Genomic DNA, 24,863 nt, shown 5'->3' on the forward strand with positions numbered 1-24,863 from the left:
GGCTCAGGGCCTGCGCGCGCGGGCGCGCTCGGCGAGGTGGCGTGCGACGGCGGCGGTCTCGACCACGCGCCGCGGCGCGGCGACCGGCCCAGACGCCCTGAGCCCGATCTCGGGCAGCGTCTCTCCTCCCCCGACCGGGGTGATGGCAAGCGCGAGCCCGATCGCCCCGGCGCGGAGGTCGATCTCGCCCGTTCCGGAGCCGTGACCGTACGGGGACCGGAAGGTCAGCCCGGTGATCGCCGCGATGCCGGCCTCGGCGCGCAGCACGAGCGTCGCCTGCTCGATCGCAGTGGCACCGCCCGCGAGGGCGCGGCGGATGCGCGCGAGCGCCTCCGCCTCCGGCAAGGGTGCGGCCAACGCCTCGGCCGCAGCAGCGAGGTCGAAGCCGACGAGCACGCCATCGGCGACGGTGATCCGCAGATCGCCGCGGAGCGAGGCGAACCAGCCGGCGGGCGATTGCCCCTGGCCGGAGAGGCTCGCGGCGAGGCTGACGCTGCCGCCGGCGAGGTCGAACGGAAGCTCGAGCTGAGGCCGGTCGATCACCACATCGGCGAGCACGACATCGACGGCGAGCTCCCCGGCGGCGGAAAGGCTTGCGGAGCCCGCGATCGTTCCGCCGCGCAGCCTGCCGGTCAGCGAAGCGAGCCTCAGCGTTCCACCGGCGAGCTCGCCCTCCGCCGCGACGGCGGCGAGCCCCGCCGTCGTGCCGACCGGCATCTCGGCCGCACGGATCGCAAAGGTTCCGCTCCAGCCGGCGAGCGGCGCGAGATCGATCGGCCGCCTCCCCTCCCACACGGGGGGTGGAAGCGGAAGCCGCTCCGCCTCCACGGCAAGCCGGAACCGCCCGCCGCCCGGCTCGAGGCCGAGCTCGCCGGAAAGCCCCGCACGCAGATCCCCCGCGACCACCTCGGCACGCCCGACCGTGACCGTCCGTTGCGCGGCCGTTCCCTCGGCCACGATCGCAAGCGACCCCTGGCCGAGCCACGCCTCGGTGCCGGCGATCCCGAGAGCGGCGAGAAGCCGCGGCGCCCCGGGATGGCGCAGCGCCACCCGACCGGTCACGCGCCCGAAATCAGTGTCGGCGAGGCCGGCCACCTCGAGCCGCGCGTCGAGCAGTTCGGCAAAGCCGGTGATCGCGACCTGCTCGCCGGCGGCGCGCGCCGCGGCACGGATGGTGAACCCCCCCTGCCAGACCGGCGCGGCGGCGGCGATGAGGTTGGAGGCCGGAACGAGCGACGCGAGCCGCGACGCATCGGTCCCGGAGAAGTCGAGCTCGAAATCGGAGATCCGGCTGCGCGCCCCGGCCTCGCCCGAGCCGGAGAGCGTCAGCACCCCGCCCGCGAGGTCACCGGCGGCGAGGCGCCGCACCGCCACCTGCCCGCGCGCGAGCGTGGCATCGAGCGTCACCTCGCGCGCCACCACCCCAAAGGCAGAGACCTCGTCCGCCTCGAGGCGAAGATTCGCGTCGATCGGCGGCAGTGCCGCGAGCGCCTCGCCGAGACCCTTCCCACCCAGAACCCGGTCGAGCTCGAGACGCGCGACGCGCAAGCCCGCGCCGATCTCGGCGACACTCCCGGCCGCGGCGGGAGGGCGGATCACCACGCCCCCCGAGATCGGCACGCCGTCGAGACGGGCCGTGGCCTGCTCGATCTGGAGCAGGCCCGGCTCGGCGGAGAGCCGCGAGGAGAGGGAGAGCGAGCGGAACCCTTCCACCCCGGCCCACACCCGATCGAGCGAGAGCCAGGCGAGCAGGCCGCGCAGGTCAGGCGCCTCGAGCTCGACGAGCCCCTCGAAGCGCGGGCCGCGTTCCGCGGCGATGACGGCGCCGGCGAGCGCCACCCCTGCCCCGCCCGGCAGCACCGCCGCCGCCTCGTTCACCGCGACCTGCCCGTCGGCGATGAGCAATGCGGCGCGGAGCGAGCGCAGCGTGCCGCCGCCGATCTCCGCCGCCTCGAGCGAGAGATCGAGCCCGATCGGGAAGGGTGTGGCGGCAAGCGCGCCGCTCGCGGGAGCCACCCACGGGTCGAGCGGGAAGCGCACGCCGGCAAGAGCGATGTCCACCCTCGGCTCGGGCCGGGTGGCGAAGCTTGCCGCGCCTGAGAGTCGCGAGGGGCCGAGCTGGAGCGTGAGCTGGTCGGCGCTGCCCGCCCCGCCTTCGACGGCGAGACGCGCCTCGGCGCGGAAGGGTAGAGCCGGAGCGGGCAGAAGCTGCGAGAGATCGGCCCCTTCCGCCTCCACCTTCCCGGAGAAGACGAACCCGCCGTGCAGCACCACGCCGGCGACGGCGACGCGCGCGCCGCGGCCGAAGAACGCCGCCTCCAGCGTCGCCGCCCCGTCAAGCCCCGCCCGGCCGAGCGTCAGCTGCGCCTCGACCGGCATCGACCCGAGAGAGTACCGCCCCACGAGCGTGTAGGGGCCGAATGGCCCCTGCGCCGAAAGCCGCCCCGACACATGGGCGAGACGGACCGTGCCGACGGTGATCTCGCCCCGCTCGAGCGAGACGCGCGTGCCGGCGAGAAACGGCGGGGGGCGGGACGACGCCGCCCAGAGCGGGATCGGCACATCGCGGATGGCGAGGCGCGGGGCGACGAGGGTCAGCTCGCTTACCGCCACCTCGCCGATCAAGAGCCGGCCGAGAGCGAGGGTGAGGCGAAGCTCCTCGGCCGTTCCGGTGACAGTGTCGCCCGCCTCGCCGATGGCGACACCCCGCGCGACGAGGCGCGGTTCGGGCAGAAGCGCCAGCGCGAAGGGGCCGTCGATCCGGAACTCCCGCCCGAGCTCGGCGGAGGCGATCCGCTCGAGCTCAGCGCGATAGGCCGACCAGTCGAGCCGCGGCGGCACGAGCCAGGCCGCGAGCACCGCAAGCGCGGCGAGGAACGCGGCGAACCACGCAAGGAGGCGGAGAAGGGCAGCCACGCGAGCGACTTGCCAGAGCGCGGGTGGGTTCACAAGCGCCGAGGCCCCCTCGGCACCTGTGCGTGCTCACGGAGAGCCGTAGCCGCCGCCGCCGGGAGTCTCGATCACCACCACGTCGCCGGGGAGGAGCTCGACCCGGTCGGTGCCGGAGAGCTCGACGACGGTGCCGTCGGCGCGCTCGACACGCTGCCGCCCCGGCGCTCCGTCCGCCCCGCCGGCGAGTCCGAAGGGCGGGACGGTGCGCCGGCTTGCGAGGATCACCGCCGTCATCGGCGCGAGGAACCGTATCCGACGCACCGCTCCGTCGCCGCCGCGCCAGCGCCCTGCCCCGCCCGAGCCGCGGCGGATCGAGAACTCCTCGAGCAGAACGGGGTAGCGGAGCTCGAGGATCTCCGGGTCGGTCATCCGCGTGTTGGTCATGTGCGTCTGCACGGCGGAGGTGCCGTCGAAGCCCGGGCCGGCGCCTGTGCCGCCGCAGATCGTCTCGTAGTACTGGAACGTGCCGTCGCCGAAGGTGAAGTTGTTCATCGTCGCCTGGCTGCAGGCGATCGCGCCGAGCGCGCCGAACAAGGCGTTCGTCACCGCCTGGCTGACCTCGACATTGCCGGCGACGACCGCCGCCGGAGGCCTTGGTGCGAGAAAGGAGCCCTCCGGCACGATGATGGTGATCGGCCTGAGGCAGCCGTCGTTCAGCGGGATGTCGGCGCCGACGAGGCAGCGGAAGCAGTAGAGCACGGCGGCGCGCGTGACCGCCGGTGGGGCGTTGAAATTGTCGGGTCGCTGCGGGCCCGTTCCGGTGAAGTCGATCACCGCGCTTCGCGAGTCGTGATCGACGCGCACCGCGACGCGAAGCAGGCTGCCGTCATCCATCTGGTAGTCGAAGGCGCCATCACGCAGGCGGTTGATCACCCGACGCACGCTCTCCTCGGCGTTGTCCCGCACATGCCGCATGTAGCGACGCACCGTCTCGAGCCCGAACTCGGCGACGATGCGCCTCAGTTCGCGCACGCCCTTCTCGTTCGCCGCAACCTGGGCCTTGATGTCGGCGACGTTCATGTCCGGATTGCGCGCGGGGTAGCGCGCCTGCGCGAGCAGGGCGCGGAACTCCGCCTCGCGGAAGCGGCCGCCGTCGACGAGCAGGAAGTTGTCGATCAGCACGCCCTCCTCCTCGAGGGTGCGCGACAAGGGCGGCATCGAGCCTGGGGTAACGCCCCCGACATCGGCATGATGGCCGCGCGAGCCGACGAAGAAGAGAAGCTCCCGCCCCGCCTCGTCGAACACGGGCGTGATCACCGTGATGTCGGGCAGGTGCGTGCCGCCATTGTAGGGGTTGTTGAGCGCCACCACGTCGCCGGGCTTGAGCGTGAAGCGGCGGGCGGCGAGCACCGTGCGCACGCTCTCGCCCATCGCGCCGAGATGGACCGGGATGTGCGGGGCGTTGGCGACGAGGTTTCCTTCGGCGTCGAAGACGGCGCAGGAGAAGTCGAGCCGCTCCTTGATGTTCACGCTCTGGGCGGTGTTCTGCAGGACGAGACCGGCCTGTTCCGCGATCGATATGAACAGGTTGTTGAAGAGTTCGAGCATCACCGGGTCTGCGCCCTCGCCCTGCTCCCCGGTGCCGATCGCGTCGCGCCCCGGCCGGGGGCTCGCGCGTCGCAGCACGAGGTGGTTCGACGCCGTCACCTCGGCACGCCAGCCGGGCTCGACCACCGTCGTCGCCGTCGCCTCGCGGATCAGGGCCGGGCCCGAGATCGTGTCGCCGGCGAGCAGGGAGGCGCGGTCGAACACCGGGGTGTCCCAGGCGCGACCGGCGGTGAACATCTCGACGCGGTCGATCGGGGCGAGCGGCTCCTCGCCGCGTGCCGGGAGGCGCTCCTCGTGCACCGTCTCGCCGGGACAGATGGCCTCGACCGCAGCCGCCTCGACGATCACCCGGCGTTCGGGTGTGGCGAAGCCGAAGCGGGCGCGATGCGCCTCGGTGAAGGCCGCGAGCGTGGCTTCGAGATCGCCGAACGGCACCGGCAGCGTCGTGTCGGTGCCCTCGTAGCGCAGGTGGAGGGTGCGGGTGATCCGGATCCGGCCGCGGTCGGCGCCCTGGGCTGCGAGCGCCTCCGCCGCTTCGGCCGCGAGCCGGTCGAGCACGGCGGCGACGGGGCCCATCTCCGCCGGCTCGAGCGGACGCTCCACCGCCGCCTCGCGCAGCGCCGCCTGGTCGGCGAGCCCCATGCCATAGGCCGAGAGCACGCCAGCGAAGGGGTGGATGAACACCGTCTCCATGCCGAGTTCGTCGGCGACGAGGCAGGCGTGCTGCCCGGCCGCCCCGCCGAAGCACTGGAGCGCAAATCGCGAGGGGTCATGCCCGCGGGCGATCGAGACCTGCTTGATCGCATTCGCCATGTTGGCGACCGCGATGCGGAGGAACCCTTCCGCCACCTCGCGCGGGTCGCGCAGCGGGGTCGCGGTGTCGCGCGCGATCCGGGCGGCGAGAGCGGTGAAGCACTCGCGCACGATCGCGGCATCGAGCGGCAGGTCTCCGCCGGGGCCGAAGATCGCGGGGAAGTGCGCGGGCTGGATCTTGCCCACACAGACATTCGCATCCGTCACGGTCAGCGGCCCGCCGCGGCGATAGCAGGCCGGCCCTGGGTTGGCACCGGCGCTGTCGGGCCCGACGCGGTAGCGCGCGCCGTCGAAGTGCAGGATCGAGCCGCCGCCCGCAGCGACCGTGTTGATCGCGAGCATCGGCGCGCGGATCCGCACACCCGCGACCAGCGTTTCGAAGCTGCGCTCGAAGGCGCCGTCGTAGAGGGCGACATCGGTCGAGGTGCCGCCCATGTCGAAGCTGATGATCCGGTCGAAGCCGGCCATGGCGGCGGTCCGCACGGCCCCGACGATCCCGCCCGCGGGGCCGGAGAGGATCGCATCCTTGCCCTGGAACGCGCCCGCCTTCGCGAGCCCGCCGTTCGACTGCATGAAGTAGAGCGGCGCGTCGCCGAGCTCCGCCTCCACCTGGGCGACGTAGCGTCGGAGGATCGGCGAGAGATAGGCATCAGCAACCGTCGTGTCGCCGCGGCCGACCCATTTGATGAGCGGGCTCACCGCGTGGCTCGCGCTCACCTGGGCGAAGCCGACCTCGCGCGCGACCGCCGCGACCGCCTGCTCATGCGCCGGGTTCTTCCAGGCATGCATCAGCACGATCGCGACAGCGCGCAGGCCGTCGGCATGCGCCTCCGCGAGCAGGGCGCGCGTGGCCTCGAGGTCGAGCGGCTCGCGCTCGGAGCCGTCCACCATCAGCCGGCCCGGGATCTCGACCACGCGCTCGTACAGCATCGAGGGGAGGGTGATCGCGAGGTCGAACAGGCGCGGACGCGTCTGCCAGCCGATCCGGAGCGTGTCGGCGAAGCCCCGGTTGACGACGAGAAGCGTCCGCTCGCCCTTGCGTTCGAGCAGGGCGTTGGTCGCGACCGTCGTACCCATCCTGACGGCGGCGATCAGCCCCGGCGGGATCGGGGCGTCGGCGTCGAGCCCGAGAACGGCCCGGATCCCGGCGACCGCCGCGTCGCGGTAGCGCCCGGGGTTCTCCGACAGCAGCTTGTGGGTCGAGAGCGTGCCGTCAGGGGCGCGGGCGACGATGTCGGTGAAGGTGCCGCCGCGGTCGATCCAGAACTGCCAGCCTGCCGTCTCCGCCGCCGCGCGCATGCGACCATCATCTCCTCGTGAGCGCGGCGAGATATCCGCCACGAAGCCGCCGTGGTAGCCTCGTGCCGCTCCGGCGGCAAGGCGCACGGGGCCTTCACGGACAAGGGGTTCGGCACCATTCCATGGGTGCGGTGAGCGGACGGGGATGAGCGTCTGGGGCAAGATCCTCGGCGGGATGGCGGGCTTCGCGATGGGCGGGCCCGTGGGGGCGTTGCTCGGCGCCGCGCTCGGGCACGCGGCCGACACGCGGGGGGGTCAGGGGCTCTCCGGGATGCGCCCGGCCGACTTGCTCGGCCGGCCCGACCCGCTCCGGATGACCGAGATCGCGGCGATGCTCGGCAGCCGCGACACCGTGTTCTCGATTGCCGTCGTCGTTCTTGCGGCCAAGCTCGCCAAGGTCGACGGGCCGGTGAAGCGATCTGAGATCGACGCGTTCAAGCGCCTGTTTCGCTTCGCGCCTGAGAACGCCAAGGACATCGCGCGTCTTTGGGACGGGGCGCGGGAGAGCGCAGACGGGTTCGAGCCCTTCGCCGAGAAGCTCGCCGAGGCATTCGCCGACAACCGCGCCGTGCTCGAGGAGGTGCTCGCCGCCCTGTTCGCGGTCGCGCGCGCGGACGGGCCGCTCAACCCGGCCGAGGAGCGGTTCCTCGCCGCGGTGCGCGCGCGCTTCGGCCTGTCCGAGCGGGCGTGGGAGCAGGCGCGCGCAGGCGCTGCGGGGCGCGTCGAGCCCGCCGGGCCCGACCCCTACGCTGTGCTCGGCGTCTCCCGCAACGCCTCGACTGAGGAGATCCGCGCCACCTGGCGCCGGCTGATGCGGGAGAACCACCCCGACACGCTCGCCGCACGCGGCGTGCCGCCGCACTTCATCGAGGCGGCAACGCGACGCGTCTCCGAGTTCAACGCGGCGTGGAACCGGATCAAACGGGAGCGTGGGCTCTGACCGTCAGCGTGATCGACGCGCCGAGCCCAAACCACGACGCGCGCCCCGACGGGGCGCCGATCGACACGCTGGTGCTCCACTACACGGGGATGCAGAGCGGCGAGGCGGCGCTCGCCCGGCTCCGCGACCCCGAGGCCAAGGTCTCGAGCCACTATCTCGTGGAGGAGGACGGGCGCGTCTTCGCGCTCGTGCCGGAAGCCCGCCGCGCCTGGCACGCCGGCCTCTCCTTCTGGCGCGGGCATGCGTCTCTGAACGACCGGTCGATCGGGATCGAGATCGTCAACCCTGGCCACGAGTGGGGCTATCGCGACTTCCCCCCTGCTCAGACCGCCACCGTGATCGCGCTCTGCCGCGACATCCTCAGGCGGCACCCGATCCCGCCCCGGAATGTCGTCGCGCACAGCGACATCGCGCCGGAACGGAAACAGGACCCGGGCGAGCGCTTTCCTTGGGCCGCGCTCGCCGCTGCCGGCATCGGGCTCTGGCCGGGCGAGGCGCCGGAGGAGGCGCGGGCGCTGCCGACGCTCGCGGTCGGCGACGAGGGTCCGGGCGTGGCGTCGCTTCGCCGCACGCTCGGGCGGATCGGCTACCGCGTCGCCGCGGAGGGCGCGTTCGACCGCTCCCTCGCCCTCGCCGTCACGGCGTTCCAGAGGCACTGGGCGCAGCACCGCACCGACGGCGTGGCGGATGGCGAGACCCGCTGGCGCATCGGCCGTGTGGCCGGCCTCGCCGAAGGGCGCGTGCGCTCGGCGCAGACCAGGCAGGCGGAAGCACGCGGCGCTTGACCGGGGCGATCATCCGGGAGCATGACGCGTGCGGGTCAGGCGGCCGGGCGGCCGCGCTCCGCACCCGCCCCGCGAGGGGCGGCAGGCTCCGAAAGGAGGCGGGGTGAGGAAAGTCCGGGCTCCACGGGAACACGGTGCCGGGTAACGCCCGGCGGGGGCGACCCCAGGGAAAGTGCCACAGAAAAGAGACCGCCTGCGCTCCGCACCGGGCTCCCGGGGCGGACCGAAGGCAAGGGTGAAACGGTGCGGCAAGAGCGCACCGCGCGCGCCGGCAACGGCCGCGGCACGGCAAACCCCACCGGGAGCAAGACCGAATAGGGGCGGACGGCCGCTGGTCCGACAGGGCCAGGCGGCAGGCGCGTTCCCGCGCTCTCCGCCCGGGTTGGTCGCGCGAGGCGCCCGGAGACGGGCGTCCTAGAGGAATGGCCGTCCAGGGGCCGAACGGCCCCGGACAGAACCCGGCTTACAGGCCGCCTGACCCCGCTTGCGCGCACCGGGACGCGCCGCGCGGGCAACGACCGTGAAGAACAAACCGTGAATACTTGCGCCGCCCCCGGGCTTGTCCCTCGGCGACCGGAGAAGGTCCCTCGACGCGCGCGGATCCGACGGATGACGGGCTGTTTCCATTTGTATCCCATACTGTCCCGTGTTATCCCATGTTTGACCATGGACGGGAGGCGCCATGAAGCGCCACCGGAAGAGGGCGCGGCTCCCGTCACGGCAGCGCAGGGTGGGGCCTCGCGGCCGCCGCGCGGGGCACCCCCGTCGACACCGGATGCGGAGGCAGTGTCGGAGCCTGGATGACCCAGTTCTACGACACCTATACGAACCGGCTTGACCGCAAGGGCCGCGTGTCGGTGCCGGCGCCGTTCCGGGCCGTGCTCGAACGCCTCGGCGCGACCGATCTCATCCTCTCGCCGAACCACAAATACCCCTGCATCGACGCCCGGCCCGACACGCTGTTCCGCCAGCTCGCCGCGCAGCTTGAAACGCTCGACGTGTTCTCCGACGAGCACGACGACCTCACCACCACGCTGTTCGCGCGCTCGACCTCAGCGATGCCGGATGCGGAAGGCAGGATCACGCTGCCCGAGCGCCTGATCGCGCATGCCAAGCTGACCGACCAGGTCACGTTCATGGGCGCCGGCGCCTCGTTCCAGCTCTGGGCGCCGGAGGCGGCCGAGGCGCGCCTCGCTGAGGCCGAGCGACGCACCCTCGAGCGGAGGCTCACCGTTCCGCGCCGCCGCAGCGCGGGGCCGGCATGACGGGCCGAGGCGTGATGGCCGAGGCCGGCCACACCCCGGTGATGCTCGCCGAGGTGCTCGGGCTGCTCGCGCCGCGGGACGGCCGAACCTATCTCGATGCCACCTTCGGCGGCGGCGGCTACACACGTGCCATCCTCGAGGCGGCGGCGTGCCGGGTGTTCGCCCTCGACCGCGACCCCGACGCGATCGCCCGCGGCGCTGCACTCGCGGCGCGCTTCCCCGGCCGGCTCTGCCTGATCGAGGGACGCTTCGGCGACATGGTGGCGCTGCTCGCCGAACGCGGGGTGGCCGCTCTCGATGGGGTGGTGTTCGACCTCGGCGTCTCCTCCTTCCAGCTCGACGATCCGCGCCGCGGCTTTTCCTTCCGCAATGACGGCCCGCTTGATATGCGCATGGGCCGGGCGGGGCCGACCGCGGCCGAGCTCGTCAACACCCTCTCCGAGCGCGCGCTCGCTGCGCTGCTTCTCGAGTTCGGCGAGGAGCGCTATGCCCGACGCGTCGCCCGCGCGATCGTCCGCGCCCGCGCCGAAGCCCCGATCGACACCACGGCCCGGCTCGCCGTCGTGGTGCGCGACGCGCTGCCCCCTTCGGCAGACGGGATCGACCCTGCGACGCGCAGCTTCCAGGCCCTGCGGATCGCTGTGAACGACGAGCTCGGCGAACTCGAGCGCGGGCTTGCGGCGGCAATCTCCCTGCTCGCGCCCTCAGGCCGCATCGTCGCCGTCTCGTTCCATTCGCTCGAGGACAGGCTGGTGAAGCGGCACCTCGCCGAGGCGTCGGGCCGCGCGGCGCGACCCTCGCGGCACGACCCGGCCGCCCTCGCCTCCGCCCCAGCGCCGCCTGCGCTCCGCCTGCTCACGCCGAAGCCGCTCCGCCCCTCCGCCGCCGAGGTGGCGACCAACCCGCGCGCGCGCTCGGCCCGGCTGCGTGCCGCCGAACGGCTTCCGGAGGCGGCCTGATGCTCCGCCCCGCCACGCTCCTGTGGTTTGCCGTCGCGATCGCCGTCGGTCTCGTCCTCTACAACGTCAAGCACGAGGTGCAGGGGCTCGAGCGTCGCCTCGTCGAGCTCAACCGCGCGATCGCCACCACCCGGGAGCGCATCCACGTGCTCGAGGCGGAATGGTCGCTTCTCAACGAGCCCGAGCGGCTGCGCGCTCTCGCAAGCCGCCATCTCGAGCTCGAACCGATGCGGCCAGCCCAGTTCGTCGACCAGGCCGTCATCGCGTCCCTCCCGGCTGCCCTGCCGCGCTCCGGGGAAGCCGAGGTCGCCGCCTCCCCCGGCAGCGGGCGCGCGGCGCAGGCTGCCGCCCCCGCCGCCACGCCCGTCCCGGCGCCGCGGCCTGCCGAGGCACGGCGCGAGGCGCAGCCGGGCACGCAGCCGCCGTCGCGGCTTGCGCCGCCGCGCGAGGAACCGCTGCCGCGGCCGCGCGAGGCGGCACCAGCCCCGCGGCGCGACCTCGAGGCGGGAGCGCCACGCCCCCTCCTGCCCGGCACCTCCCCTCCCCCGGCCGCGCGTCCGCCTACTCCCGTGATCCCTGTGGCCGCCCCTCCGACAGCGCCACCACCGCGGGCCTCCCACTCGGCGCTCGGCGCTCCCGCCCCGGCCCTGCCACCGCCGGTGCCGATCCGGCGCGGCGCGGACGCGAACTGAGGCGGCGATGATCCGCTCCGTCCCACCCGCTCCCGTCAGCATCGGCCCTGACCAGCCCGGCCGCGCCCCTCTCGCACTGGGGGCGCGGCCGTCGGGGCGGATCACCGCCGACGGCAGGCGGCGGCTTCTGCTCGAGCGCGCGCGCGTGAGGCTGATGATCGGCGCCGGACTGTTCGGCGTGCTCTATCTCGCCGTGGCCGCACGGCTTGCGGATGCGACCGTGTTCAGCCGGGCCACGCCGCGCGTCGCCGCGGCACCTCTCGCCGCGCTCGCTCCCGAGCCGCCGGTCGGACGCGCCTCGATCGTCGACCGCAACGGCGTGCTGCTCGCTGTCTCGCTGCCCACCGTCGCCCTCTACGCCAATCCGCGCCAGATCCCCGACGCGGCCGAGGCGGCGAGCGCGCTTGCCCGCGTCCTGCCGGGGCTCGATGTCGCGGCCCTCACCGAGCGCCTCTCCGCCGACCGCTCCTTCGTTTACATCCGCCGCCACCTTGCGCCGCGCGAGCAGGAGGCGGTGAACGGCCTCGGCATCCCGGGCCTCCATTTCGAGCGCGCCGAGCGTCGCGTCTATCCCCAAGGGAGGGCCGCCGTGCACGTCCTCGGCGGCACCGATATCGACGGCCATGGCATCGCCGGCGTGGAGCGGTTCTTCGAGCAGCGCCTGCGCGAGGAGCCGGGCGAGCCGCTCAGGCTGTCGATCGACGTCAGGGTGCAGCATGTTCTGCGCGAGGCGCTCGCGCGCGCGATCGAGCGGTTCGACGCGATCGGCGGCGCGGCAGTGGTGATGGACGTGCGCACGGGCGAGGTGCTCGGCATGGTCAGCTTGCCCGACTACCTCCCGGCGGAGGTCGGGACGGCGACCAACGACCAGCGCTTCAACCGGATCACCGTCGGCGTCTACGAGCCGGGAAGCACCTTCAAGCTGTTCACCACCGCCATGGCGCTCGAGCTCGGCACCGCGCGGATTTGGAGCGGCTACGACGCCTCCCGCCCAATCACCTACGGCCGCTTTACGATCAGCGACTTCAAGGGCAAGAACCGGTGGCTCACCGTGCCCGAGATCTTCACCTACTCCTCGAACATCGGCACTGCCCGGATGGCGCTCGAGGTCGGTGTGGCTCGGCACAAGGCCTTTCTCGAGCGGCTCGGGCTCACCGCCCGGCCCGGGATCGAGCTGCCGGAGGTCGCTGCCCCCCTCTACCCGCGCGGCAACGCCTGGCGCGAGCTCAACACGCTCACCATCAGCTACGGCCACGGGATCTCGGTCAGCCCGCTTGCGGTCGCGACCGCGACCGCGGCGATGGTCAATGGCGGCGTGCTGCATCGCCCGACCCTGCTCGCCCGCGAGCCGGGGACGGAGGCGCGCGGCACGCGCGTGATCCGCCCCGAGACCTCCGACACGCTCAGGCGTCTGATGCGCCTTGCCGTGACCGACGGCACCGGCAAGGGCGCGGACGTGCCCGGCTATCTCGTCGGCGGCAAGACCGGCACCGCGCAGAAGGTCGGCCCCCGCGGCGGCTACCTCCAGAATGCGCGGATCTCCTCCTTCACCGGCATCTTCCCGAGCCATGAGCCGCGCTACGTCGTCTACGTGATGGTCGACGAGCCGAAGCCGCGGCGTGACACCGCAGGCTACGCCACAGGCGGCTGGGTGGCCGCCCCAGCGGCACAGGAGGTGATCGGCCGGATCGGGCCGCTGCTTGGGCTCGCGCCGATCGCCGAGACGGAGGCCGTGCGCAGCGCGCTTGCGATGCCGCTGCAGCCGCCGCGCCCGCAGCGCCAGGCCGCCCCGCCGGTGCAGCGCACCGCCGCCGCCCCTGCGTCAAGGGCCGAACCCCGTGCCGCGTCTCATTGACCTGATGCGCGCGGCGGGCCTCATCTCTGGTTCCGGCGAGGCGGAGGCCGGCGTCGCCATCGCCGGCCTCGCGGCGGACAGCCGCGCGGTCCGCCCGGGCTTCCTGTTCGCCGCCCTGCCCGGGACACGCGCCGACGGCCGCGCCTTCATCGCCGAGGCCGTGGCGAACGGGGCGGCGGCCGTGCTCGCCCCCGAGGGCACCATGTGGCCTGAGAGCGTGCCGACGCGGCCGCTTCTCACCGACGCCGACCCGCGCCGCTGCCTCGCCCTGATGGCGGCCGCCTTTTACGGCGCTCAGCCGAAGACGATCGCCGCCATCACCGGAACGAACGGCAAGACCTCGACGGCCGATTTCCTGCGCCAGATCTGGGCCGGGCTGCACCAGGGCCGCGCCGCCTCGCTCGGCACGCTCGGCCTCGTCGCGCCGGGGCATGCAGCGGGCCCGAGCCTCACGACGCCCGACCCGGTCGCGCTCGCCGCCACCCTCGCCAGGCTCGCGCGCGAGGGGATCGACCACGCAGCGATCGAGGCCTCCTCGCACGGCCTCGACCAGCGCCGGCTCGACGGCGTTCGCCTCGCGGCGGCCGCCTTCACCACCTTCAGCCGCGACCATCTCGACTACCACGGCACGATGGAGGCCTATCTCGCGGCGAAGCTCAGGCTGTTCGACATCCTCCCCGAGGGTGCTCCCGCGGTCGCCCACACCGCTCTTCCCAATGAGGCGCGCGCGCGCCTTCACGCGATCGCCGCGTCGCGCAGGCTTCGCCTTCTCACCGTCGGGCCGGGAGGCGAGTCGATCGCCGTCGAACGCACCGAGCCGAGCGCGGAGGGGCAGACCCTTACCCTCACCCATGCGGGGCGGCGGCTGCGTCTTGGGCTGCCTCTGATCGGCTTCCAGGGGCAGAACGCTCTCGTCGCCGCGATGCTCGCGATCGCGACCGGGGCGGAGCCGGAGGCGGTGTTCGCTCTCCTGCCGCGCCTTGCCGGCGTGCGCGGGCGGATCGAGCGCGTCGCCGTGCTCGGCAATGGTGCCGCCGTCTATGTCGACTACGCCCACACGCCAGATGCAATCGCAACCGTGCTCGCAGCACTTCGCCCCCATGTCGCTGGGCGTCTTGCGATCGTGCTCGGCGCAGGGGGAGACCGCGACGCCGGCAAGCGCCCGCTGATGGGAGAGGCGGCGGCACGCGGCGCCGAGGTCGTGATCGTGACCGACGACAACCCGCGAAGCGAGGAGCCGGCGCTGATCCGGGCGGCCGTGCTTGCCGGGGCGCGCGCAGCCGGCGCCGAGCCGCTCGAGATCGGCGATCGGGCAGAGGCGATCGCCGCCGCGATCGGCTTGCTCGGCCCCGGCGACGTGCTCGTGATCGCGGGCAAGGGCCACGAGCAGGGGCAGGAGATCGCGGGCCGGATCATTCCCTTCGACGATGCCGCCGTGGCCCGTGCGGCGGCGGCGAGGCGCGCATGAAGGCCCCCCTCTGGACCTCGGCCGAGGCGGAAGCGGCGACGGGCGGCAGGGCGAGCCGCGACTTCGCCGCCTCGGGCGTGTCGATCGACAGCCGAAGCCTCGCAGGCGGCGACCTCTTCGTCGCGCTCAAGGCCAGGCGCGACGGCCACGCCTTCGTCGCCGATGCGTTCGCCAAAGGCGCCGCCGCGGCTTTGGTCTCCGACCCTCCGCCCGCTGTTGCCGCCGACGCCCCGCTTCTCACCGTCCCCGACACGCTCGAGGGCCTGCGCGGCCTCGGCCGCCACGGGCGCGCGCGCTCCGCCGCGACCGTGATCGGCATCACCGGCTCGGTGGGCAAAACGAGCACCAAGGAGGCGCTCGCCGCCGCGCTCGCGCCGCAAGGCGCGACCCATGCCTCCCCAGCCTCCTACAACAACCATCTCGGCGTGCCGCTCACCCTCGCCCGCCTGCCGCCCGAGGCGCGCTTCGCGGTGGTGGAGATCGGCATGAATCATCCGGGCGAGATCTCGCCGCTTGCGCGCCTTGCGCGCCTGCATGTCGCGGTGATCACCACCGTCGAGCCGGTGCACATCGCGTTCTTCCAGAACGAGGAGGCGATCGCCGAGGAGAAGGCCTCGATCATGGACGGCCTCGAGCCGGGCGGAGCGGTGGTTCTCAATCGCGACAACCGCCATTTCCCCCGCCTCGAGGCGGGAGCGCGGGCGCGCGGCATCGGCCGCGTGCTCACCTTCGGCGCGGACCCGCACGCCGATGTGCGGCTCCTCGCGTGGGAGCCCGAGGGCTGGAAGGCGCGGGTTCGGATCGGCCTGTTCGGACGTGCGCTCGAGGCCACCCTCGCCTCGCCCGGGCGGCATGCGGCGCTGAATGCCTGTTGCGTTCTCGCTGCCGTCACGGCTGCAGGGGCGGATGCGGACGCGGTGCTTCCGGTGCTCGCGTCGATCGCGCCGGCGGGCGGCCGCGGCCGTCGCCGCACGATCACGCTCCCGGGCGGCGAGGCCACACTTCTCGATGACAGCTACAACGCCTCGCCGCCCTCCGTTCGCGCAGCACTTGCCGTGCTCGCCGCCGTTCCGGCGGCGCGACGGATCGCCGTGCTCGGCGACATGCTCGAGCTCGGCGACCGTGCGGAGGCGGAGCACCGCGCGCTCGCGGGGCCTCTGGTCGAGGCGGGCGTCGATGCCGTGTTCACCTGCGGGGCGCTGATGCGCGCCCTGCACGAGGCTCTGCCCACCGAGATCGCCGCCGTGCATGCGCCCGACAGCGCAGCGCTCGCGCCGCTGGTTGCCGAGGCGATTCGGCCGGGCGATGTCGTGCTGGTGAAGGGATCGCTCGGCAGCCGGATGGGGCTGATCGTCGCCGCGCTTGCGGGCGAGGCGGGCGGGGGGATGCGCTGATGCTGTTCCTCGCCCTCGCCCCGCTCGCCGACGAGTTCATCCTGTTCAACCTGTTCCGCTACCTCACCTTCCGCTCCGGCGCGGCCTGCATGACGGCGCTTCTGATCGCCTTCGCCACCGGCCCGGCGATGATCCGCCGCCTCCGTGCGCTGCAGGCGGAAGGCCAGCCGATGCGCGAGGCCTACATGACCGAGGCCCATCTCCTCGGCAAGCGCGGCACGCCCACGATGGGGGGCGTGCTGATTCTGCTCGCGCTCACCTTCTCGACCCTGCTGTGGGCCGATCTGCGCAACGCCTTCGTCTGGGCCGTTCTGCTCGTCACCGGGGGCTATGGCCTGCTCGGCTTCGCCGACGATTTCCTGAAGGTGACGAAGCGCAACACACGCGGCGTGCGGGGCTGGGTCAAGCTCGCCGTCCAGGCAGGCGTGGGCCTGGGCGCTGCCGCCATCATCATGCTCGCGACGAGGCCGCCGCTTGCGACCGCCCTCGCCGTGCCGGTGTTCAAGGACGTCCTGATTCCGCTCGGGCTGTTCTTCCCGCTCTTCGCCGCCTTCGTGATGATGGGCGCCTCTAACGCCGTGAACCTGACGGATGGGCTCGACGGGCTTGCGATCGTTCCTGTGATGATCGCCGCCGGGTGCTTCGCGCTGATCGCCTATCTCGCCGGCAACGCCGTGTTCGCGAACTACCTCCAGATCAACTTCGTTCCCGGCGCGGGCGAGCTCGCCGTCGTCTGCTCGGCGCTGATCGGGGCGGGCATGGGGTTCCTGTGGTTCAACGCCCCGCCGGCGATGGTGTTCATGGGCGATACGGGCTCGCTCGCCCTCGGCGGCGCGCTGGGTGCGATCGCGGTCGCGACCAAACACGAGATCGTGCTTGCGATCGTCGGCGGGCTGTTCGTTCTCGAAACGGTCTCGGTGATCGTGCAGGTGGTCTCCTTCAAACTCACCGGCAAGCGGGTGTTCCGGATGGCGCCGCTGCACCACCATTTCGAGAAGAAGGGCTGGGCGGAGAGCACGATCGTCATCCGGTTCTGGATCATCGCCATGGTTCTGGCGCTGATCGGCCTCTCGACTCTGAAGATCCGATGAGCGTCGATCCGATGAGCGCCGTGCCCGACCCGCCCGTCTTCGCCGGCCGGCGCTTCGCCGTGATGGGGCTCGGCCGCGCCGGCCTCGCCGCGGCGCGGCGGCTCGCCGCCTGGAGTGCGGAGGTGACGGCCTGGGACGACAGCGCGGCCGCCCGCGACGCCGCGCGCGACGCAGGCGTCACGCTCGCCGATCTCGCCGCGCGCCCGCTCGCCGGCCTCGATGCGCTCGTCCTCTCCCCGGGCATCCCGCACCTTCTGCCCGAACCGCACCCTGTGGCGGCGAAGGCTCGGGCTGAAGGCGTGCCCATCCTCGCTGACGTCGAGCTCCTCTATCGGGCGGTGCGGGCGACGGGCTCGCGGGCGCGCTTCCTCGGCATCACCGGAACGAACGGCAAGAGCACGACGACGGCTCTTCTCGCGCACATCCTCCGCCGCGCCGGGCTTCCCGTCGAGGCTGGGGCCAATCTCGGGCCGCCCGCTCTCTCCCTCAAGATGTTGGGGTCGGATGGGGTGTATTGCCTCGAGATGTCGTCTTACATGTTGGAGCGACTCGCGACCGTCCGGTTCGATGCGGCGGCGATGCTGAACCTCAGCCCCGACCACCTCGACCGGCATGGCGACATGGCCGGCTACGCCGCCGCCAAGCGGCACATCTTCGACCGGCAGGACGAGTCCTGCACGGCCGTGGTCGGCGTCGACGACCGCTATGCCGCGGCGATGGCGGAGGCGCTCGCCCGAGGCCCTGCGCGTCTTGTGCGGATCTCCGGCCGCGGGGTGGTTCGGGGCGGGGTGTATGTCGCGCATGGCCGGGTGGTCGATGACCGCGGACCTTCGCCCGTTCGGCTTGCGAGCCTGATCGGCACGCTGACGCTTCCCGGCACGCACAACGCCCAGAACGCCGCCGCCGCCGCCGCGCTCGCCGTCTCGCTCGGTGTCGGCGCAAACGAGATCGCCGACGGCATCGCCTCCTTCCCCGGGCTGCCGCACCGGCAGGAGCTGGTCGCCGAGGTCGCGGGTGTGCGCTTCGTCAACGACAGCAAGGCCACCAATACCGATGCCGCCGCCCGCGCTCTCGGCTGCTACCCGCGTGTGTTCTGGATCGCGGGCGGTCGGGCGAAGGAGGGGGGAATCGCCTCGCTCGCGCCCCACTTCCCCGCGATCGCCCAGGCCTTCCTGATCGGCGAGGCGGCGGAAGCCTTCGCCACCACACTCGCTGCCGCGGGCGTTCCCCACACCATCTCGGGAACGCTCGATCGGGCGGTGGCCGAGGCCTTCGCCGCGGCCCGCGCCGAGGCGCCCTCGGTCGTGCTCCTTTCTCCGGCCTGCGCGAGCTTCGACCAGTTCCGCGACTACGAGGCGCGCGGCGCGGCCTTCGCCGCGCTTGCGCGCGCGCTTGCCGTGGAGGTGGGGCGATGACCGCGCTCGCGCCTGCCGACGGGTCGATGCTCGGCCGCTGGTGGTGGACGGTCGATCGCCTGACCCTCACCGCGCTTCTGCTTCTGATCGCCGTCGGCATGCTGATGACGGTCGCCGCCTCGCCGGCCGTCGCGGTGCGGATCGGCCTCGACCCTTACGCCTTCGTGCGGCGCCAGCTCCTGTTCCTGCCGGCGGCGTCGGCGCTGATGCTCGGGGTGAGCCTGCTCGGGCCGCGCGGGGTGCGCCGGCTCGCACTCGCGGGCTTCGCCGCCTCCTTCGCGCTCACCGCCGCCACCCTCGTCGTCGGCGCCGAGATCAAAGGGGCGCGGCGCTGGCTCGCGTTCCCTGGGCTGTCGCTCCAGCCCTCGGAGTTCCTCAAGCCCTGCTTCGCCGTGCTGACCGCCTGGCTGTTCGCTGAGGGCCAGCGTGCGGGGCGCTGGCTCGGTGCCGCCGGGGCGTGCCTTCTGCTCGCGCTCGTTCTCGCGGTGCTGAAGCTTCAGCCCGACATCGGCATGGCCGCCGTCGTGCTCGGCGTGTTCCTCGCGCAGTGGTTTGTCGCGGGCCTTCGGCTGTTCTGGGTCGGCGTGCTTGCGGCCCTTATGGTCGGCGTGGCGGTCGCCGCCTATAGCTTCTTCCCGCACGTGCAAAGCCGGGTGCACCGCTTCCTCGACCCGTCCTCTGGCGACACCTACCAGGTGGCGACGGCGCTTGCGGCCTTCGCCAATGGCGGGCTGACGGGCCGCGGGCCGGGTGAGGGCCGGGTGAAGGGCATCCTGCCCGACGCGCATGCGGATTTCGTCTTCGCCGTCGCGGGCGAGGAGTTCGGCATGCTCGTCTGCCTCGCCATCCTCGCCCTGTTCGCCGTCGTGGTGATCCGCGGCTTCTTGCGCCTGCTCGCCGAGATGGATGCGTTCGTGATCATCGCCGCGACCGGGCTGCTCACCCAGTTCGGCCTTCAGGCCTTCATCAACATGGCCTCGTCTCTGCACCTGATCCCCACCAAGGGCATGACGCTTCCCTTCGTCAGCTATGGCGGGTCGTCGGTGTTCGCGGTCGCGCTCGGGATGGGAATGCTGCTCGCGCTGACGCGACGCCGAAACCACGGAGAGGCGGGATGAGGGGGGCGATGCTTCGACCGGTCGCGATCGCCGCCGGCGGAACGGGCGGGCACCTCTTCCCGGCCGAGGCGCTCGCCGCGGCGCTTGCCGCGCGCGGGCAGCGCGTGGCTCTGTTCACTGATCGGCGCACCGCCCGACACCTCGGCCCCGGTTTCGCGACCGCGGAGACGCACGTGATCCCGGCCGCGGGGCTCGCAGGCCGCGGCCTTGTGCGCGCCCCCGGCGCGATCGTTTCGCTCGCTCGGGGAACCCTCGCCGCCCGCTCGGCTCTCGCGCGCATCGGCGCGGCCGCCGTCGTCGGCTTCGGCGGCTATCCCTCGGTGCCGCCGCTCGTCGCGGCGCGCACCCTGCCGCGCACCCGCCGCCCCGCGCTCGTGCTCCATGAGCAGAACGCCGTGCTCGGCCGCGCCAACCGCTTCCTCGCCCCGTTCGCCGACCTGATCGCCCTCTCCTTCGCCGCGACCGAACGTGTTCCGCCCGGGGCGAGGACGCTGCTCACCGGCACGCCGGTTCGCCCCGCGATCGCCGCTCTCGCGGGCGAGCGCTACACGCCGCCCGATCCGGCCGGGACGGTCCGGCTGCTCGTGCTCGGCGGAAGCCTCGGCGCGCGCGTCTTCGCACGCGTCGTTCCGGCCGCACTCGCCGCTCTTCCCGTGGCCCTGCGCGCGCGCCTCTCCGTCGCGATGCAGGCGCGGCCCGAGGACGTGGCGTCGGTCGAGCACGCCTTGGCGGAAGCGGGCGTTGAGGCGACCGTCTCGCCCTTCTTCACCGACGTGGCCGAACGCCTCGCCGCGGCGCATCTCGTTCTCGCCCGCGCTGGGGCTTCGACGGTCGCCGAGCTCGCCTGCCTCGGCCGCCCGGGCCTGCTCGTTCCGCTTCCTGGCGCGATCGACGACCACCAGGCGGCGAATGCGCGCGCGCTTGTCGAGGCGGGTGCTGCGCGGGCGATGCCAGAGCCTGCGTTCACGGCAGAGGCGCTCGCCGCCGCTCTCATCGAGCTCCTCGATGCGCCGTCGCGGCTTGAGGCGATGGCGCAGGCCGCCGCCCGGCTTGGCGCTGCCGATTCGGCCGAACGCCTCGCCGATGCCGTGCTCGCTCTTGCGCCGACGGAGATCACGCCATGAGGGCGCTGCCGCTCAGCATCGGAACGATCCACTTCGTCGGCATCGGCGGCATCGGCATGTCCGGCATCGCCGAGGTCCTGCACAATCTCGGCTACCGCGTCCAGGGCTCCGACATCGCCGAGAACGCCAACGTCAAGCGGCTGCGCGAGGCCGGCATCCCCGTCACGGTCGGGCATGCGGCGTCGAACCTCGGCGATGCGCAGGTGGTCGTCGTCTCCTCCGCCATCGGGCGGGACAACCCGGAGGTGGCGGCGGCACGGGCGCAGCTCATTCCGGTGGTGCGGCGTGCCGAGATGCTCGCCGAGCTGATGCGTCTGCGCTGGTCGATCGCGATCGGTGGCACGCACGGCAAGACGACGACGACGAGCCTGGTCGCCGCCGTGCTCGAGGCAGCCGATCTCGACCCGACCGTGATCAACGGCGGCATCGTCAACGCCTACGGCACGAACACGCGCCTCGGCGCGGGCGATTGGATGGTGGTCGAGGCCGACGAGAGCGACGGCTCCTTCCTCCGCCTCCCGGCGGTGATCGCGATCGTGACGAACATGGATCCCGAGCACCTCGACCACTGGGGAACGGTCGAGGCGATGAAGGAGGGTTACGCGCAGTTCGTCGGCAACATTCCGTTCTACGGCTTCGCCGTGCTCTGCCTCGACCATCCCGAGGTGCAGGCGATGATCCCCCGCCTCTCGGACCGGCGGATCGTCACCTACGGGTTCAGCCCGCAGGCCGATGTGCGGGCGGACCGGCTGGTGATGGACCGGCTCGGCGCCACCTTCGAGGTGGTGGTGGCGGACCGGCACAGCGGCCGGACGCGCCGGCTCGCTCCGTTCCGCCTGCCGATGCTCGGGGCGCATAATGTGCAGAACGCGCTCGCGGCGATCGCCGTTGGCATCGAGATGGAAATCGCCGAGGACGTGATCCGCAGCGCCCTCCTCGGCTTCAAGGGCGTGAAGCGCCGCTTCACCCGAACCGGCGAGGCGGGCGGCATCACCGTGATCGACGACTACGGCCACCATCCGGTCGAGATCGCCGCCGTCTTGAAGGCGGCACGCCAGGCCGGGGCGCGCGACGTGATCGCGGTGGTGCAGCCGCACCGCTACACGCGGCTTGCGACACTGTTCGAGGAGTTCTGCACCTGCATGAACGACGCCGGAACGGTGATCGTCGCCGACGTCTATCCGGCGGGCGAGCAGCCGATCGAGGGGGTTGACCGCGACGCCCTGGTCGAGGGCCTGCGGGCGCGCGGCCACCGCTCGGTCGTGCCGCTTCCGGGGCCCGAGCATCTCGCCGAGATGGTGCATGCGATCGCCCGTCCGGGGGACTACGTCGTGTGCCTCGGTGCCGGAACGATCACGTCTTGGGCACACGCCCTTCCCGGCGAGCTCAAGGCTCTGCAGGCGGCGATCCCCCGCCGCGCCAACGGGGGCGCGCCATGATGGCGGCGAAGCGTTTCCCACCACACCTGATCGACACGCTCCCCCGCGTGCGCGGGCGGCTCGTCGCCGATGCGCCGCTCGGCCCGCTCACCTGGTTCCGCGCCGGCGGGGCGGCCGAGGTGCTGTTCCGGCCGGCTGATGTTGAGGATCTCTCGGCCTTCCTCTCCGCTCTCGACCCTGCCGTTCCGGTGACGGTGATCGGTGCGGGCTCGAACCTGATCGTGCGCGACGGCGGGGTTGCCGGCGTCGTCATCCGCCTCCCTGCATCCTTCGCGCGCATCACGGTCGAGGCGGACGGGATCGTCGCCGGAGCGGCGGCGCTCGACCTCACGGTCGCCGAGACCGCCGCCGAGGCGGGGCGTAGGGGGCTTGCGTTCCTGTCCGGCATTCCCGGAACGATCGGCGGGGCGGTGGCGATGAACGCCGGCGCCTACGGTTCGGACACGGGCGCGGTGCTCGACTGGGCCGAGCTCGTGCTGCGCGACGGCGCCCGTCTCCGGTGCGCCGATCTCGCCACCTCCTACCGCCGCACCGACCTTCCTGAGGGCGCGATCGTCACCGCCGCGCGCCTGCGCGCCCCTCCCGGCGACCGTGCGGCGATTGCCGAGGAGATGGCCGGAATTCACACCGCACGCGAGGCGACGCAGCCGGTGCGGGCGCGCACAGGCGGCAGCACCTTCAAGAACCCCCCCCTCGGCCCGAAGGCCTGGGAGCTGATCGACCGCGCCGGCTGCCGCGGCCTTCGCCTCGGCGCGGCGCAGGTTTCGGAGAAGCACTGCAACTTCCTCATCAATCTCGGTGGCGCAACGGCCGCCGAGATCGAGGCCCTCGGCGAGGAGGTGCGGCGCCGCGTGGCGGAGGCGACCGGCGTCGTGCTCGAGTGGGAAATCCGCCGGATCGGCAGGCCGCTCGCTGCGGGAGGCGGCCCGTGACGCGCGTGGCGGTTCTGTTCGGCGGCCTCTCCGCCGAGCGCGAGGTGAGCCTCTCGACGGGGCGGCAGGTGATCGAGGCGCTTCGGGAAGCGGGCTTCGAGGTCGCGCCTGTTCTGGTCACACGCGATCTCAAGGCGCTGGTCTCGGCGCTGACGGAGCCTCGACCTGACGTCGTGTTCAACGCGCTGCACGGGCGCTACGGCGAGGACGGCTGCATCCAGGGAATCCTCGAGTGGCTCGAGCTCCCCTACACCCATTCGGGCGTGCGCGCCTCAGCGGTCGCGATGGACAAGGCGGCGGCGAAGGCTGCCTTCGCCGCCGCCGGGCTGCCGGTCGCGAAGGGCCGGGTGGTCCCGCTTGCCGAGCTCGAGGCCGAGGACCCGCTGCCGCGCCCCTATGTCGTCAAGCCGCTCGACGAGGGCTCCTCGGTCGGGGTGCATATCCTGCGCGAGGGCGCGAACGCGCGCGCCGAGATCGCCCGCTTCTGGCGCCACGGCAGGATGGCGCTCTGCGAGGAGTATGTTCCGGGGCGGGAACTGACGGTCGGCGTGCTCGGCGACACGCCGCTGGCGGTCACAGAGATCATCGCGCTCGCGGGCGGCGGCTTCTACGATTACGAGGCGAAATACGCCGCCGGAGGCTCCCGCCATGTCGTTCCGGCTGAGCTCCACCCAGAGGCCTATGCGCGCGCGCTCGAGGTGGCGCGCGCCGCGCACGCCGCGCTTGGCTGCCGCGGCGCCACGCGGGCGGATTTCCGCTACGACGACACCGCGGGCGAGCCGGGGCGGCTCGTCCTGCTCGAGGTGAACACCCAGCCTGGGCTGACGCCGACCTCGCTTCTGCCCGAGCAGGCGGCCTATCGCGGCATCGCCTTCCCCGACCTGTGCCGGTGGATGGTGGAGCAGGCGGCATGCGGCTTCTGAGCGCCCCGCGGAAGACGCAACGGCCGAGCCGGCTCAGGCTCTGGCTGCGGCGGAACCGCGCGCTCGCGCGGCCGGCGGCGCTCGGGCTCGCAGGCGTCGCCGTCCTCGCCGGCGCCGTCCTGCTCTGGCGCGCGGCGGAGCCTGGCCGCGCCCTCGCCGCGTGGCGTGACCATGCGCTCCGGCTCACCGCCGCTTGGGGGCTCGCGGTAGAGGAGATCACCGTCGAGGGGCGGCGCAACGCCTCCGGCCCGATGCTGCTCGAGGCAAGCGGGCTCGAACGCGGCATGCCGATCCTCGCGGTCTCGCCGGAGGCGGTGCGCGCGCGTCTCGAGGCGCTGCCGTGGGTCGAGCGGGCGACGGTGCAGCGGCGTTTCCCCGGGCGCGTCCATATCGTGCTCGCCGAGCGCGAGGCCTTCGCTCTCTGGCAGCGCCAGGGCCGGTTCGCCCTGATCGACCGCTCGGGCAAGGTGATCGTCGAGAACGACGTCGCCCCCTTCGCCGGCCTGCCGCTCGTGGTCGGTGCAGGGGCGGAACGGGCTGCGGCGTCGCTGCTCGACGAGATCGCCCGCTTCCCCGAGGTGAAGCTGCGCGTCACCGCGGCGATCCGGGTGGGCGAGCGGCGGTGGAACCTGCGGCTTGCCTCCGGAGCGGACGTGATGCTGCCCGAGGGAGCGGAGGCGGCGGCGATCGAGCGGCTCGCCGCCCTGCACCGCGACCAGGGGCTGCTCGACCGGTCGCTTGCCGCGATCGACATGCGCCTGCCGGACAGGCTCGTGCTCCGCCCCCAGCCGGCGCCGGAGCCGCCGGCCGGAGCGCGGCCGCCGCCGCGTCGGCCGACATGAGGCGGGAGG

Annotated in this window: 18 protein-coding genes and 1 other RNA gene; 17 read left to right on the forward strand and 2 right to left on the reverse strand. The window is 73.0% G+C overall.

Annotation, left to right across the window (positions count from 1 at the left end):
* Positions 1 to 3: 3 nt before the first annotated feature.
* Together KO353_RS04835 and KO353_RS04840 are read right to left on the reverse strand one after the other, a co-directional pair.
* Positions 4 to 2,916, reverse strand: coding sequence for an AsmA family protein (locus KO353_RS04835; protein WP_218286601.1), 2,913 nt, complete (start codon positions 2,914 to 2,916; stop codon positions 4 to 6).
* Between the two features lie 66 nt (positions 2,917 to 2,982).
* The gene (locus KO353_RS04840; protein ID WP_218286602.1) at positions 2,983 to 6,612 is read right to left on the reverse strand and encodes a hydantoinase B/oxoprolinase family protein; all 3,630 of its coding nucleotides are present in this window, start codon (positions 6,610 to 6,612) and stop codon (positions 2,983 to 2,985) included.
* A gap of 145 nt (positions 6,613 to 6,757) precedes the next feature.
* Here KO353_RS04840 and KO353_RS04845 point away from each other — a divergent pair, with 145 nt between their 5' ends.
* The 17 genes from KO353_RS04845 (at position 6,758) to KO353_RS04925 (ending at position 24,854) form a co-directional block, all read left to right on the forward strand.
* Positions 6,758 to 7,552, forward strand: coding sequence for a TerB family tellurite resistance protein (locus tag KO353_RS04845; protein WP_218286603.1), 795 nt, complete (start codon positions 6,758 to 6,760; stop codon positions 7,550 to 7,552).
* Positions 7,553 to 7,560: 8 nt separating this feature from the next.
* Positions 7,561 to 8,337 carry a peptidoglycan recognition protein family protein gene (locus tag KO353_RS04850; RefSeq protein WP_235692029.1) on the forward strand — a complete coding sequence of 259 codons (777 nt, stop codon included), beginning with the start codon at positions 7,561 to 7,563 and terminating at the stop codon, positions 8,335 to 8,337.
* A 35-nt stretch (positions 8,338 to 8,372) separates the two neighbouring features.
* Positions 8,373 to 8,819, forward strand: an RNA gene (gene rnpB, locus KO353_RS04855) — RNase P RNA component class A.
* 318 nt (positions 8,820 to 9,137) lie between these two features.
* A complete protein-coding gene (gene mraZ / locus KO353_RS04860; protein ID WP_218286604.1) occupies positions 9,138 to 9,602 on the forward strand; it encodes a division/cell wall cluster transcriptional repressor MraZ in 465 nt (154 codons plus the stop codon).
* Positions 9,599 to 10,561, forward strand: a complete 963-nt coding sequence (rsmH, locus tag KO353_RS04865) for a 16S rRNA (cytosine(1402)-N(4))-methyltransferase RsmH (protein WP_407928210.1) — start codon at positions 9,599 to 9,601, stop codon at positions 10,559 to 10,561. Before mraZ ends, rsmH begins: the two co-directional genes overlap by 4 nt.
* Positions 10,561 to 11,253 (forward strand): cell division protein FtsL, encoded by a 693-nt coding sequence (ftsL, locus tag KO353_RS04870; protein ID WP_218286605.1) that lies wholly within the window; start codon positions 10,561 to 10,563, stop codon positions 11,251 to 11,253. The genes rsmH and ftsL overlap by 1 nt, the downstream gene beginning before the upstream one ends.
* 7 nt (positions 11,254 to 11,260) lie before the next feature.
* Positions 11,261 to 13,108: a peptidoglycan D,D-transpeptidase FtsI family protein gene (locus KO353_RS04875; protein WP_218286606.1), complete on the forward strand. Its 1,848-nt coding sequence runs from the start codon at positions 11,261 to 11,263 to the stop codon at positions 13,106 to 13,108.
* A 4-nt stretch (positions 13,109 to 13,112) separates the two neighbouring features.
* The gene (locus KO353_RS04880) at positions 13,113 to 14,576 is read left to right on the forward strand and encodes a UDP-N-acetylmuramoyl-L-alanyl-D-glutamate--2,6-diaminopimelate ligase (RefSeq protein ID WP_218287267.1); all 1,464 of its coding nucleotides are present in this window, start codon (positions 13,113 to 13,115) and stop codon (positions 14,574 to 14,576) included.
* Entirely contained in the window at positions 14,573 to 15,970 is a 1,398-nt protein-coding gene (gene murF, locus KO353_RS04885; protein ID WP_218286607.1) for a UDP-N-acetylmuramoyl-tripeptide--D-alanyl-D-alanine ligase, read from the forward strand. The genes KO353_RS04880 and murF overlap by 4 nt, the downstream gene beginning before the upstream one ends.
* Complete coding sequence (gene mraY, locus KO353_RS04890) at positions 15,970 to 17,061, forward strand: phospho-N-acetylmuramoyl-pentapeptide-transferase (protein WP_218286608.1); 1,092 nt, start codon at positions 15,970 to 15,972, stop codon at positions 17,059 to 17,061. The genes murF and mraY overlap by 1 nt, the downstream gene beginning before the upstream one ends.
* Complete coding sequence (gene murD, locus KO353_RS04895) at positions 17,058 to 18,476, forward strand: UDP-N-acetylmuramoyl-L-alanine--D-glutamate ligase (protein WP_407928211.1); 1,419 nt, start codon at positions 17,058 to 17,060, stop codon at positions 18,474 to 18,476. Before mraY ends, murD begins: the two co-directional genes overlap by 4 nt.
* Positions 18,473 to 19,594, forward strand: a complete 1,122-nt coding sequence (locus KO353_RS04900; protein WP_218286609.1) for an FtsW/RodA/SpoVE family cell cycle protein — start codon at positions 18,473 to 18,475, stop codon at positions 19,592 to 19,594. The genes murD and KO353_RS04900 overlap by 4 nt, the downstream gene beginning before the upstream one ends.
* Before the next feature lie 8 nt (positions 19,595 to 19,602).
* Positions 19,603 to 20,718 (forward strand): undecaprenyldiphospho-muramoylpentapeptide beta-N-acetylglucosaminyltransferase, encoded by a 1,116-nt coding sequence (murG, locus tag KO353_RS04905; RefSeq protein WP_218286610.1) that lies wholly within the window; start codon positions 19,603 to 19,605, stop codon positions 20,716 to 20,718.
* The gene (murC, locus tag KO353_RS04910; RefSeq protein WP_218286611.1) at positions 20,715 to 22,157 is read left to right on the forward strand and encodes a UDP-N-acetylmuramate--L-alanine ligase; all 1,443 of its coding nucleotides are present in this window, start codon (positions 20,715 to 20,717) and stop codon (positions 22,155 to 22,157) included. The genes murG and murC overlap by 4 nt, the downstream gene beginning before the upstream one ends.
* Positions 22,157 to 23,089, forward strand: a complete 933-nt coding sequence (gene murB / locus KO353_RS04915; RefSeq protein ID WP_407928212.1) for a UDP-N-acetylmuramate dehydrogenase — start codon at positions 22,157 to 22,159, stop codon at positions 23,087 to 23,089. The genes murC and murB overlap by 1 nt, the downstream gene beginning before the upstream one ends.
* On the forward strand, positions 23,086 to 24,012 hold the full coding sequence (locus KO353_RS04920; RefSeq protein WP_218286613.1) for a D-alanine--D-alanine ligase: 927 nt from the start codon (positions 23,086 to 23,088) through the stop codon (positions 24,010 to 24,012). Before murB ends, KO353_RS04920 begins: the two co-directional genes overlap by 4 nt.
* Positions 24,000 to 24,854 carry a cell division protein FtsQ/DivIB gene (locus KO353_RS04925; RefSeq protein WP_218286614.1) on the forward strand — a complete coding sequence of 285 codons (855 nt, stop codon included), beginning with the start codon at positions 24,000 to 24,002 and terminating at the stop codon, positions 24,852 to 24,854. Before KO353_RS04920 ends, KO353_RS04925 begins: the two co-directional genes overlap by 13 nt.
* Positions 24,855 to 24,863 lie beyond the last annotated feature (9 nt).

This window comes from Elioraea tepida (assembly GCF_019203965.1).
In the GTDB taxonomy this organism is placed as follows: Bacteria; Pseudomonadota; Alphaproteobacteria; order Acetobacterales; family Acetobacteraceae; genus Elioraea_A; species Elioraea_A tepida.

What these genes read in the sequence shown, in the direction of transcription:
- KO353_RS04840 (WP_218286602.1), bottom strand. Translation starts at nt 6,612, where the DNA reads ATGCGCGCGGCGGCGGAGACGGCAGGCTGGCAGTTCTGGATCGACCGC.
- KO353_RS04845 (WP_218286603.1), top strand. Translation starts at nt 6,758, where the DNA reads ATGAGCGTCTGGGGCAAGATCCTCGGCGGGATGGCGGGCTTCGCGATG.
- mraZ (WP_218286604.1), top strand. Translation starts at nt 9,138, where the DNA reads ATGACCCAGTTCTACGACACCTATACGAACCGGCTTGACCGCAAGGGC.
- rsmH (WP_407928210.1), top strand. Translation starts at nt 9,599, where the DNA reads ATGACGGGCCGAGGCGTGATGGCCGAGGCCGGCCACACCCCGGTGATG.
- ftsL (WP_218286605.1), top strand. Translation starts at nt 10,561, where the DNA reads ATGCTCCGCCCCGCCACGCTCCTGTGGTTTGCCGTCGCGATCGCCGTC.
- KO353_RS04875 (WP_218286606.1), top strand. Translation starts at nt 11,261, where the DNA reads ATGATCCGCTCCGTCCCACCCGCTCCCGTCAGCATCGGCCCTGACCAG.
- KO353_RS04880 (WP_218287267.1), top strand. Translation starts at nt 13,113, where the DNA reads ATGCGCGCGGCGGGCCTCATCTCTGGTTCCGGCGAGGCGGAGGCCGGC.
- murF (WP_218286607.1), top strand. Translation starts at nt 14,573, where the DNA reads ATGAAGGCCCCCCTCTGGACCTCGGCCGAGGCGGAAGCGGCGACGGGC.
- mraY (WP_218286608.1), top strand. Translation starts at nt 15,970, where the DNA reads ATGCTGTTCCTCGCCCTCGCCCCGCTCGCCGACGAGTTCATCCTGTTC.
- murD (WP_407928211.1), top strand. Translation starts at nt 17,058, where the DNA reads ATGAGCGTCGATCCGATGAGCGCCGTGCCCGACCCGCCCGTCTTCGCC.
- KO353_RS04900 (WP_218286609.1), top strand. Translation starts at nt 18,473, where the DNA reads ATGACCGCGCTCGCGCCTGCCGACGGGTCGATGCTCGGCCGCTGGTGG.
- murG (WP_218286610.1), top strand. Translation starts at nt 19,603, where the DNA reads ATGCTTCGACCGGTCGCGATCGCCGCCGGCGGAACGGGCGGGCACCTC.
- murC (WP_218286611.1), top strand. Translation starts at nt 20,715, where the DNA reads ATGAGGGCGCTGCCGCTCAGCATCGGAACGATCCACTTCGTCGGCATC.
- murB (WP_407928212.1), top strand. Translation starts at nt 22,157, where the DNA reads ATGGCGGCGAAGCGTTTCCCACCACACCTGATCGACACGCTCCCCCGC.
- KO353_RS04925 (WP_218286614.1), top strand. Translation starts at nt 24,000, where the DNA reads ATGCGGCTTCTGAGCGCCCCGCGGAAGACGCAACGGCCGAGCCGGCTC.